10 protein-coding genes are annotated in these 11,107 nt (G+C 68.6%); 9 read left to right on the top strand and 1 reads right to left on the bottom strand.

Annotated elements, in window-relative coordinates; all coding sequences use genetic code 11:
- From dnaE to ACK5KK_RS13505, 5 genes are all read left to right on the top strand, one after another.
- Positions 1–2,369 (top strand): DNA polymerase III subunit alpha (gene dnaE / locus ACK5KK_RS13525; protein WP_416890609.1); only part of this gene is annotated, 2,369 nt, incomplete at its 5' end.
- Positions 2,370–2,418: 49 nt separating this feature from the next.
- Entirely contained in the window at positions 2,419–3,438 is a 1,020-nt protein-coding gene (locus tag ACK5KK_RS13520) for a hypothetical protein (protein ID WP_416890608.1), read from the top strand.
- 68 nt (positions 3,439–3,506) lie between these two features.
- Positions 3,507–4,808, top strand: a complete 1,302-nt coding sequence (hisD, locus tag ACK5KK_RS13515; RefSeq protein ID WP_416890607.1) for a histidinol dehydrogenase — start codon at positions 3,507–3,509, stop codon at positions 4,806–4,808.
- An 11-nt stretch (positions 4,809–4,819) separates the two neighbouring features.
- Positions 4,820–5,284 carry a transcriptional regulator NrdR gene (nrdR, locus tag ACK5KK_RS13510; protein ID WP_416890606.1) on the top strand — a complete coding sequence of 155 codons (465 nt, stop codon included), beginning with the start codon at positions 4,820–4,822 and terminating at the stop codon, positions 5,282–5,284.
- Between the two features lie 42 nt (positions 5,285–5,326).
- Entirely contained in the window at positions 5,327–6,352 is a 1,026-nt protein-coding gene (locus tag ACK5KK_RS13505) for a quinone-dependent dihydroorotate dehydrogenase (protein WP_416890605.1), read from the top strand.
- Between the two features lie 16 nt (positions 6,353–6,368).
- On the opposite strand, the gene ACK5KK_RS13500 is transcribed toward ACK5KK_RS13505, so the two are convergent.
- Entirely contained in the window at positions 6,369–6,932 is a 564-nt protein-coding gene (locus tag ACK5KK_RS13500) for a DUF3043 domain-containing protein (protein WP_416890604.1), read from the bottom strand.
- A 49-nt stretch (positions 6,933–6,981) separates the two neighbouring features.
- Here ACK5KK_RS13500 and ACK5KK_RS13495 point away from each other — a divergent pair, with 49 nt between their 5' ends.
- The 4 genes from ACK5KK_RS13495 to ACK5KK_RS13480 all read left to right on the top strand — a co-directional run.
- Complete coding sequence (locus ACK5KK_RS13495) at positions 6,982–8,373, top strand: dipeptidase (RefSeq protein ID WP_416890603.1); 1,392 nt, start codon at positions 6,982–6,984, stop codon at positions 8,371–8,373.
- 93 nt (positions 8,374–8,466) lie between these two features.
- Positions 8,467–8,835 carry an iron-sulfur cluster insertion protein ErpA gene (gene erpA / locus ACK5KK_RS13490; protein ID WP_416890602.1) on the top strand — a complete coding sequence of 123 codons (369 nt, stop codon included), beginning with the start codon at positions 8,467–8,469 and terminating at the stop codon, positions 8,833–8,835.
- A 116-nt stretch (positions 8,836–8,951) separates the two neighbouring features.
- On the top strand, positions 8,952–9,851 hold the full coding sequence (gene coxB / locus ACK5KK_RS13485; protein WP_416890601.1) for a cytochrome c oxidase subunit II: 900 nt from the start codon (positions 8,952–8,954) through the stop codon (positions 9,849–9,851).
- Positions 9,851–11,107, top strand: a 1,257-nt coding sequence (locus ACK5KK_RS13480; protein WP_416890600.1) for a cbb3-type cytochrome c oxidase subunit I, incomplete at its 3' end; no start/stop codon positions are given. The genes coxB and ACK5KK_RS13480, both read left to right, overlap by 1 nt.

Raw genomic sequence — 11,107 nt, 5'->3', positions numbered from 1 at the left:
CGTACGCCATGCGCATCACCGACCTCGACCCGCTTAGGCACGGCCTCATCTTCGAGCGCTTCCTCAACCCCGAGCGCGTCTCGATGCCCGACTTCGACGTCGACTTCGACGACCGACGCCGCGGCGAGGTCATCCAGTACGTGACCGAGAAGTACGGCGACGAGCGCGTCGCCCAGATCGTGACCTACGGCACGATCAAGGCCAAGCAGGCCCTGAAGGACGCCGGTCGCGTGCTGGGGTTCCCGTTCAGCATGGGTGAGAAGCTCACCAAGGCGATGCCGCCCGCCGTGATGGGCAAGGACATGCCGCTCGAGAGCATGTTCGACCCCTCGCATCCGCGCTTCAAAGAGGCGTCCGAGTTCCGTGTCGTGATCGAGACCGACCCCGACGCGAAGACCGTCTTCGACACGGCCGTCGGGCTCGAGAACCTGAAGCGACAGTGGGGTGTGCATGCCGCCGGCGTGATCATGTCCTCGGAGCCGCTGATCGACATCATCCCGATCATGAAGCGCGAGCAGGACGGCCAGATCGTCACCCAGTTCGACTACCCGTCGTGCGAGGCACTGGGCCTGATCAAGATGGATTTTCTGGGGTTGCGCAACCTCACCATCATCTCCGACGCGCTGGAGAACATTGAGGCCAACCGTGGCGAGAAGCTCATCTTGGAGGACCTGCCCTTCGACGACCACGCCTCGTATGAGCTGCTGGGACGCGGCGACACCCTCGGCGTATTCCAGCTCGACGGCGGTCCGATGCGGTCGTTGTTGCGCCTGATGCGTCCGGACAACTTCGAGGACGTCTCCGCCGTCATCGCGCTGTACCGCCCCGGCCCGATGGGAGCGAACTCGCACATCAACTACGCGCTGCGCAAGAACGGGCAGCAGGAGGTGACGCCGATCCACCCGGAGCTGGCCGAACCGCTGCGCGACATCCTCGACATCAGCTACGGCCTGATCATCTATCAGGAGCAGGTCATGGCCATCGCGCAGAAGGTCGCCGGGTTCTCGCTCGGTCAAGCCGACATCCTGCGCCGCGCGATGGGGAAGAAGAAGAAGTCCGAACTGGACAAGCAATACGCGGGCTTCCACGCCGGGATGGTCGAGCGGGGCTTCGGCGAGGCGGCCATCACGGCGCTGTGGGACATCCTGCTGCCGTTCTCCGACTACGCGTTCAACAAAGCGCACTCCGCGGCCTACGGACTCGTCTCGTACTGGACGGCGTATCTGAAGGCGCATTACCCGGGCGAGTACATGGCGGCGCTGCTGACGAGCGTGAGCGACTCCAAGGACAAGATGGCGGTCTACCTCAACGAGTGTCGTCGCATGGGCATCAAGGTGCTGCCACCGGACGTCGGTGAGTCGATCCGGTACTTCGCCGCCGTCGGCGAAGACATCCGCTTCGGGCTGGGTGCGGTTCGCAACGTCGGCGCCAACGTCGTCGACGGCATCGTCACCGCCCGAGCCGAGACCGGCTTCGCCTCGTTCCACGACTTCCTCGGCAAGGTGCCGCCCCACGTCGCCAACAAACGCACGGTGGAATCGCTCATCAAGGCGGGCGCCTTCGATTCGATGGGAGACACCCGCCGGGCGCTCGTCGAGGTCCACGAGGATGCCGTCGAGCAGGCGGTGCTGGACAAACGCCGCGAGGCCAACGGCGAAGTGGGCTTCGACTTCGACAGTCTCTGGGGCGACGACGAGCCGGCGCAGGTGCAGAAAGTGCCCGAGCGGCCGGAGTGGACCAAGAAGGACAAGCTCACCTTCGAACGAGAGATGCTCGGTCTGTACGTGTCCGACCACCCGCTGGCGGGGCTGGAGATCCCGCTCGCCAAGCACGCGTCGATGTCGATCCACGATCTGCTCGCGTCCGAGGACATCCAGGACGGTCAGCAGGTCACCGTCGCGGGACTGGTCACGAGCGTTCAGCACCGGGTCGCGAAGCAGAGCGGCAACCCGTACGGGATGATCACGATCGAGGACTTCGACGGCGAGGTGACCGTCATGTTCATGGGGAAGACCTACACCGAGTTCCAGTCGATGCTGGTTGCGGACGCCATCCTGGTCGTGCGCGGGCGGGTGTCGCGCCGGGACGACGGGCTGAACCTTCACGGACAGTCGGCGTTCACGCCCGACCTCGGTGCCGTCGAGACCTCGGGACCCCTCGTGCTGCAACTGCCCGAGCATCGGGCGACGACCACGACGATCGAGCAGCTGGCCGCCGTGCTGGCCCGGCACCGCGGTGACACCGAGGTCACCGTCAAGCTGCACCGCGGCGGTGTCGCGAAGGTGTTCGAGGTGCCCCGCCCGGTCACGGTCACCGCTGATCTCTACGGCGAGCTGAAGGGCCTGCTCGGGCCGCAGTGCCTGGGCTGACACCGCGCGCGCCCGATAGGATCGCTCCAGCCTTGTGGGAAGGACAAATGTGACGAACGACAACACACCCGTATTCGATGCTCCGACGGGGGACTCCTCAGATCTTCCGGGGACCGGGGCCGACCCGGGGCTCGTCTCGCACGACGGTGCCGCGGCGACGCCGGACCCCTCCGTCGCCGGTGAGACCGGTGCGGACGCCACCGCCGATGCACCCCCGCAGTACGGGGTGGGTCCGTTCTCGGTGCGCGAGGTCGTCCTGGCGGGAATCTGGCTCGTCGCCTTCGTGGTGTCGTTCTTCCCGCTCTACGTCGGTGGCGATGCGCCGTCGGTGTGGACCGGCGGCATCGACTGGATCCTCACGATCGCGGTGCCCACCGCGGCGGTGTTTCTGCTGGTGCTGCGGCGGTTGTCACCCGACGGGATCCGCCGGGTCGGCTCGCTGGGGATCGACCAGTTCGCCTCGGTCGCGTTCAGCGTCGCGGCAGTGGTGTGGCTTGGCATCGTGTGGCGTGCTCTGGGCGCCATCGCCGTCACCGGGGTGTTCGTCATCTCCTGGGTCGTCTGGGTGGAGCTGATCCTGATGCTCGCCGGTGTGTTCTTCACCGTGCTTGCGCCGCTGGTTCCGGTCATCGGCGAGGACTTCCGGTACCGCCCCGAGGTGACGGCGCACCGCAACGCCCGGCCGGCGCGCCCCGTCGTCTCCCGGCCCGCGCCGCAGCGCCCCGAGCCGCAGTCGGCGGCACCGGCCGAGCACCAGGTCTGGTCGACCGGGAGCTTCGCGTCGACGGTCCCCGAGCCGGCGACGGATGCCGTGGCCGAACCCCCGGTCGAATCGGAGACGGCGCAGGACCACCCCCGCGAGGTGGCCGCTCCCGCCGTGACGCAGGCCTTCTGGGCTCTCGTCCCCGAGTTCCGGGACGTCGTCGACCTGGAGGGGACCCCGTTGTTCAGCATCGGCCCGACGGCGTGGGCTCTGGTCATCGAGGACCGCGTGGACCACTTCATCGTGCGCCACGAGGACGGCCGCACCGGCTATCTGCGGGACATCTCCGACGTGACCCGCGGCTGACACGCGCCGGTCGCCGAACGGACTGTCCGCCGGCGTCGGAGGATGCGCCGGGCCGGTAGCCTGGAAGGATGCTGCGCACGATAGATCTGCGGGGGCGGGAACACTCCGCCGCCGCCCTTCTCGATGCTGTTCCCCGGGCCACCGCGGCGCGGGACGAGGCCCTCACGACGGCGGCGCGCATCGTGCACGACGTCGCCGGTCGGGGGGAGGAGTCGCTGCGTCAGCAGGCGGCGCAGTTCGATGGCGTGCAGGGTCACGACATCCGCGTCCCCGCCGCCCACCTCGACGAGGCGCTGGCGGGGCTCGATCCGGTCGTGCGCGCGGCGCTGGAGCGGGCGATCGGTCGCGTTCGCGCGGCCTCGGCCGCCCAGGTGCCGCCGCCGGATTCCACGACGCTCGCACCGGGCGCGGTCGTAGAGCAGGTGTGGCGACCGGTCCAGCGCGTGGGGGTGTACGTCCCCGGCGGTAAGGCCGTGTACCCGTCCAGCGTCGTCATGAACGTCGTGCCCGCCCAGGTGGCCGGTGTCGGCGAGGTCGTCCTCGCGTCCCCGCCGCAGCGGGATCACGGCGGTCGCGTCCACCCCGTCATCCTCGCCGCCGCACGGCTGCTGGAGGTGACGGAGGTCTACGCGATGGGCGGCGCCGGCGCGATCGGCGCCTACGCGTATGGTGTGCCCGCCATCGGCCTGGACCGCGTCGATGTCATCTCGGGCCCGGGCAACAACTTCGTGGCGCTCGCCAAGCGGGTCGTGGCGGGTGTGGTCGGCACCGATGCCGAGGCGGGCGCGACCGAGATCCTGATCGTCGCCGACGACACGGCCCAGCCCGCGCTGGTCGCCGCGGACCTCATCAGCCAGGCCGAGCACGACGAACAGGCTGCCGCCGTGCTGGTGACGACCTCGGCGGCGCTGGCGGACCGGGTGACGCAGGAAGTCGCCGCCCAGGCCACCGCCACGCTGCACGCCGACCGCATCGCGCAGGCCCTCACCGGGCCGCAGTCGGCGATCGTGCTCGTTGACGACATTGCGACGGCGACGGCGTTCAGCAACGTGTACGCGCCGGAACACCTCGAGCTGCACCTGGCCGACCCTCGGGTCGCCGACTTCGTCAACGCCGGCGCGGTCTTCGTGGGGGACCATGCTCCCGTGAGCCTCGGCGACTATCTCGCCGGCAGCAACCACGTCCTTCCCACCGGCGGGCAGGCGCGCTACGCGTCGGGGTTGTCGGCGTCAACGTTCCTTCGGCCCCAGCAGATCGTTCGCTATGACCGCGACGCCCTCGCGGCGGTCGCCGACGACATCGTTGCGCTCGCGACCGCGGAGGTGCTTCCCGCGCACGCGGCGGCGGTCACCGCCCGCTTCCCGGCGTAGGCTGACACCCGATGCACTGCCCGTTCTGCCGTCACTCCGACTCCCGCGTCATCGACTCGCGCACGAGCGACGACGGCCTGAGCATCCGCAGGCGCCGTCAATGCCCCGAGTGCGGTGGGCGGTTCTCCACGATCGAGACCGCCAGCCTCAACGTCATCAAGCGCTCGGGGGTGATCGAGCCGTTCAGCCGCGAGAAGGTCATGTCGGGGGTCCGCAAGGCCTGTCAGGGGCGTCCGGTCACCGAGGGTGATCTCGCCGTCCTGGCGCAGGCCGTAGAAGAAACGGTCCGCCAGACCGGATCGTCGCAGATCGACACGAACGAGATCGGGCTGGCGATCCTCGGCCCGTTGCGTGAACTCGACGAGATCGCGTATCTGCGGTTCGCGAGCGTGTACCAGGCGTTCGAGACGCTCGACGACTTCGAGGCGTCGATCGCGCAGCTGCGCGCCGATCACGCCGGGCGCGCCGGCGAGTGATCGCGTCGTCGGTGGTCTCGGCGCGACCCTAGGCTGGACGCGATGTACGAATTCGTCTTCCGTCACCTGTTCCGCCGCATCGATCCTGAGCGCGCCCACCACCTCGGCATGCTCGTGATCCGGATGCTGGGCATGCGTCCCGTCGCCGCCGTGCTGCGGGTGATCACCCGCCCCCATGCGAGTCTGCGCACCCGCGCCCTGGGGCTGACGTTCGCGTCGCCGTTCGGGGTGGCCGCGGGCTTCGACAAGGATGCGCTGGGCGCGGCCGGCCTGCACGCACTGGGGTTCGGGCACGTCGAGATCGGTACGGTCACCGCGATCGCCCAGGACGGCAACCCGCGACCGCGGTTGTTCCGCCTGGTCGCCGACCGCGCCCTGGTCAACCGGATGGGCTTCAACAACCGGGGCGCGGCCGCGGCGGCGTCCCGCCTCGCGCGACTGCGTCGACGCTCCCCCCGGCCGGTCCTGGGCGCGAACATCGGCAAGAGCCGGGTCGTGGATGTCGACGCCGCCACCGCCGACTATGTCGCCAGCACCCGCGCGGTGGCGCCGGTGGCCGACTACCTGGTCGTGAACGTGTCATCCCCGAACACGCCCGGACTGCGCACGCTGCAGGCGGTGGAGACGCTGCGCCCGTTGCTGACGGCGGTGCGCGAGGCGGCCGGACCGACACCGCTCCTGGTCAAGATCGCCCCCGACCTGACCGACGAGGAGATCGACGCGATCTCCTCCCTCGCCGTGGACGCCGGGCTGGCCGGGCTCATCGCGACGAACACCACGATCTCGCGCGACGGACTGCGCTCGCTCGCGGCGACGGTCGAGGCCGCGGGCGCGGGCGGCGTGTCGGGGGCGCCGCTGGCGACGCGCGCGCTGGAGGTGCTGCGCCGCGTGCGCGCGGCCGTACCGGAGCGGTTCTGCGTCATCGCCGTCGGGGGAGTGGACACCGCTGCCGATGTGCGCGCGCGTCTCGCGGCGGGAGCCGACCTGGTGCAGGGGTACACCGGATTCATCTACCGCGGGCCGCTGTGGGCCCACCGCATCAACCGGGACCTGGTGAGGGGACGCTGAGCCCCTGCCGCCCGGGTCAGGCCGGGTGCTCGCCGCGCCGCACCTGCGGCTTGGGCAGTCGCATGAAACGCATCTGGACCGTGCGCATCGCCGCGTACCACCCCAGGCCCTTCTCGACGCGGTCTTCCCCGAACCGGGTGCGCGCGGCTCGTTTGACGCGCGCGCTGGTGATGATCATGTCGCCGATGACGAAGAAAATACACACCCACAGCGCGAGGAAAGCGTAGAACGTCACCGCCTGATTCGGAACGAGGCTGAAGACGATGACGAGGATCATGAGCGGCATGACCAGTTCGCCCAGGTGCCAGCCGGCGTCGACGAAGTCACGCACGAAACGGCGCTGCGGTCCCTTGTCGCGCACCGGCAGGTAGCGTTCCTCGCCGGCGGCCATGCCGACCCGTGCCTTCTCGCGCTGTGCGTTCAGCTCGGCACGGGCTCGTTTGCGGGCCTCGGCGGTGTCGGCCACGAGGGGGCGCTTGCGGGCCGCCTCCTGCTCGGCCCGGGTGGGCGTGGGGCGGTTCTTTCCAGGCCCGGCCGGCTCCTCGGATGCGGAGTCGGCGTCGGGGGGCGTCTTGGCCACGGGGGAGTCCTCGGGTCGGTGGGCGGTGGTGCCTCCTAAGATTACCCGCATGAGTTCACCGCTGTCCCGGTCCGCCGCCGTCCGCGAGGCGGCCCAGTCCGCTGTGCCCGCCGCACTCGCTGACCTGGGAGCGCTGGTGCGCATTCCCTCGGTCGCCTTCCCGGGGTTCGATCGCGGAGAGGTAGAGCGCAGCGCCCAGACCGTCAAGGCCCTCGCGGAGGGGACCGGCATCTTCGAGCGTGTCGAGGTGCGGACCGCGCAGACGCCGACGGGGGAGGAGGGGATGCCCGCTGTTCTCGCCACCCGACGCGCCCGTCGGGGACGGCCGACCATCCTGCTGTACGCGCATCACGACGTGCAGCCGCCCGGCGACGACGGCCTGTGGGAGAGCGCGCCGTTCCAGCCGACGGTGCGCGGCGGCCGACTCTACGGTCGTGGTGCCGCCGACGACAAGGCGGGCGTCATGGTGCATGTCGGGGCGCTGCGGGCGATCGCCGAGGTGCGGGGGGACGACCTGGATCTTGGCGTGAGTCTGTTCATCGAGGGCGAGGAGGAAGCCGGTTCGGCGTCGTTCGCTCGGTTCCTCGATGACAACGCCGAGGCACTGCGTGCCGACGTCATCGTGGTGGCCGACTCCGGGAACTGGGATGCGGTCACGCCGGCGCTCACGGTGTCGCTGCGCGGCAACGTCCGTTTCACGCTGACGGTGCGCACGCTCGAGCACGCGTCGCACTCGGGCATGTTCGGGGGCGCTGTGCCCGATGCCATGATGGCGACCGTGCTGCTGCTGGCGACCCTTTGGGACGGCGACGGCGCGCCGGCGGTCGCGGGCCTGCGCGAACGCGACGCGCAGACACCCGACTACACCGAGGAGACGCTGCGCGACGAGGCGGGGCTTCCCGACGGCGTCCGCCCGGTGGGCCGGGGGAGCATCCTCGGGCGCCTGTGGAACAAGCCCGCGATCACGGTCACCGGCATCGACGCGCCCGACGTGAAGAACGCGTCCAACACGCTCGTTCCGGAGGTCTCCGTCGTGGTGAGCGCGCGTGTCGCCCCGGGACAGCCGGCGCGCGAGGCGTACGAGGCGATCGAGGCGCATCTGCGCGCACACGCCCCGTTCGGCGCGCACCTGGACTTCCACGATGTCGAGCACGGCGACCCCTTCCTCGTCGACACCGGCGGGTGGGCGGTCGCCGAGGCCCGCGATGCGCTGGCCGCCGGGTACGGCGTGGATCCGGTCGACATCGGCGTCGGCGGCTCGATCCCGTTCATCGCGGACCTGGTCCGCTCCTTCCCAGACGCCCAAATCCTCGTCACCGGGGTGGAAGACCCCCACGCGCGCGCCCACAGCCCGAACGAGTCGCTGCACCTGGACACGTTCCGCAACGCCGTCACGTCGGAAGCGTTGCTACTGGCCGCGCTCGACGAGCGCACCGATTGAGCAGGGTGGGCCGCGCCTCGCGGGCCTCGGCGGCGTAGAATCGTGGCATCCCGCCGCCGGAGCGTCACCGGCGGCCCGACACCGGGGAGAGCCATGACCGACATCGCCACGCCGACCACCGACACGACCGCGCGCGCTCACGGCGTCGCGCTGACCGACGAGGCCGCCATCAAGGTCAAGAGCCTCCTGGCACAGGAGAACCGCGACGATCTGCGCCTGCGCGTCGCCGTCCAGCCGGGCGGATGCTCGGGATTGATCTACCAGCTCTACTTCGACGAGCGGTACCTCGACGGCGACGAGACCGTCGACTTCGACGGGGTCGAGGTCATCGTCGACAACATGTCGGTGCCGTATCTGGACGGCGCCACGATCGACTTCAAGGACACAATTTCCGAGCAGGGGTTCACGATCGACAACCCCAACGCGGCGGGCAGCTGCGCCTGCGGCGACAGCTTCCACTGATCGGCCGGGGCGACTCTCACTCCGTAGGGGACATCCCTGGGGGGTTGGCCTGAATCGGGTGAGAGGTTGCCCTAGACTGGCAAGAGAACGACCTTCATGACCCCGAAAGGTGAATTGTGCGCGTCACACGCCGTCTCCGTTGGGCCGTAGTTCCGATCGGACTCGTCACCGCCGCCTCGCTGGCGGCCTGTACCCCGACCGAGCTCAACGGATACCTGCCCGGGTTCACGGAGGACGGGGTCCCCGCCACCGACCGCACCGAGATGGTGTCGGGGCTGTGGGTGAACTCCTGGATCGTGTTGCTCGTGGTCGGCGCCATCACGTGGTTCCTCATGGGATTCGCGACGATCGTCTATCGGCGCCGCAAGGGGCAGACGGGCCTGCCGGTGCAGCTGCGGTACAACATGCCGATCGAGATCTTCTACACGGTCGTGCCGTTCATCCTCATCATCGGGTTCTTCGCGTTCACCGCACGCGACCAGACCATCCTCGAGACCCAGCACGAAGACCCCGACGTGTGCATCACCGCGATCGGCAAGCAGTGGGCGTGGGACTTCCAGTACAACGGCGACGACTGCGAACAGACCGACAACGCCGTGTGGACGATGGGTGTCCAGGCACAGACGGACGCTCAGGGCAACATCACGAGCGAACTGCCCACGCTCGTTCTTCCGGTGGACCAGGACGTGACGCTCAAGCTCGTCTCGCGTGACGTCATCCACTCCTTCTGGATCGTCGACTTCCTGTACAAGAAGGACATGTACGTCGGCAAGGACAACTACTGGTCCTTCACGCCGACACGCGAGGGAACCTACGCCGGCAAGTGCGCCGAGTTGTGCGGTCAGTACCACTCGATGATGCTCTTCAACGTCGAGGTCGTCTCTCAGGCCGAGTACGACCAGTACCTGGAGTCGTTGCGGTCCGCGGGTCAGATCGGTGACATCAACGATGCGTACGACCGGCTGCAGAACCTGCCCGGCACGGGTGCGCCGGCACAGACAGAGGGAGACCACTGATGGCTACCACGGTCCCGCTGCAGGAGGACGGCCCGGGCCGTCCCACCACGCTGCCCCCGCGTCAGGCCGCGCTGCTCGCCGGCTCGCGCGTCGAGCAGAAGGGCAACATCGTCGTCAAGTGGCTGACCTCCACCGACCACAAGACGATCGGGTACATGTACCTGATCTCGTCGGTGCTGTTCTTCCTGCTGGGCGGTGTGATGGCGCTGATCATCCGGGCCGAGTTGTTCGAGCCCGGAATGCAGGTCATCCCGACGAAGGAACAGTACAACCAGCTGTTCACGATGCACGGCACGATCATGCTGCTGATGTTCGCGACGCCGCTGTTCGCCGGATTCGCCAACGCGATCCTGCCACTGCAACTGGGAGCGCCCGACGTCGCCTTCCCTCGTCTGAACGCGTTCGCGCTGTGGCTGTTCATCTTCGGTTCGGTGATCGCCGTCGCCGGCTTCCTCACGCCGCAGGGCGCGGCATCCTTCGGGTGGTTCGCCTATCAACCGTTGGCGAATGCGACGTTCTCACCGGGCGTCGGCGGTAATCTTTGGATGCTCGGGCTCGGGATGAGTGGTTTCGGCACCATCCTGGGTGGCGTCAACTTCATCACCACCATCATCACGATGCGCGCGCCCGGCATGACGATGTGGCGCATGCCGATCTTCTCGTGGAACACGCTGGTCACCTCGATCCTCATCCTGATGGTGTTCCCGGTGCTCGCCGCAGCGATTCTGGCCGCGGCCGCCGACCGTGTGCTCGGCGCGCACATCTACGACCCCGCCAACGGCGGTGTGCTGCTGTGGCAGCACCTGTTCTGGTTCTTCGGTCACCCCGAGGTATACATCATCGCGTTGCCGTTCTTCGGCATCGTGTCCGAGGTGTTCGCCGTGTTCAGCCGGAAACCGATCTTCGGGCACAAGACACTCGTCTACGCCACGATCTCGATCGCCGCGCTGTCGGTCTCGGTGTGGGCGCACCACATGTTCGTGACTGGTGCCGTCCTGCTCCCGTTCTTCGCCCTGATGACGATGCTGATCGCGGTGCCCACGGGTGTGAAGATCTTCAACTGGATCGGCACGATGTGGCGCGGATCGGTTACGTTCGAAACACCGATGGTGTTCGCGCTCGGCTTCCTTGTCTCCTTCGTGTTCGGTGGCCTCACCGGCGTCATCCTCGCCTCGCCGCCGCTGACGTTCCACACCTCCGACTCGTACTTCGTCGTTGCGCACTTCCACTACGTCATCTTCGGGACGGTGACCTTC

Origin of the sequence: Microbacterium sp. (assembly GCF_047972865.1) — a bacterium.
Lineage (GTDB): Bacteria > Actinomycetota > Actinomycetes > Actinomycetales > Microbacteriaceae > Microbacterium.
The sequence above is the reverse complement of the archived record's forward strand: the minus strand, read 5'-3'. Positions and strand labels throughout refer to the sequence as shown.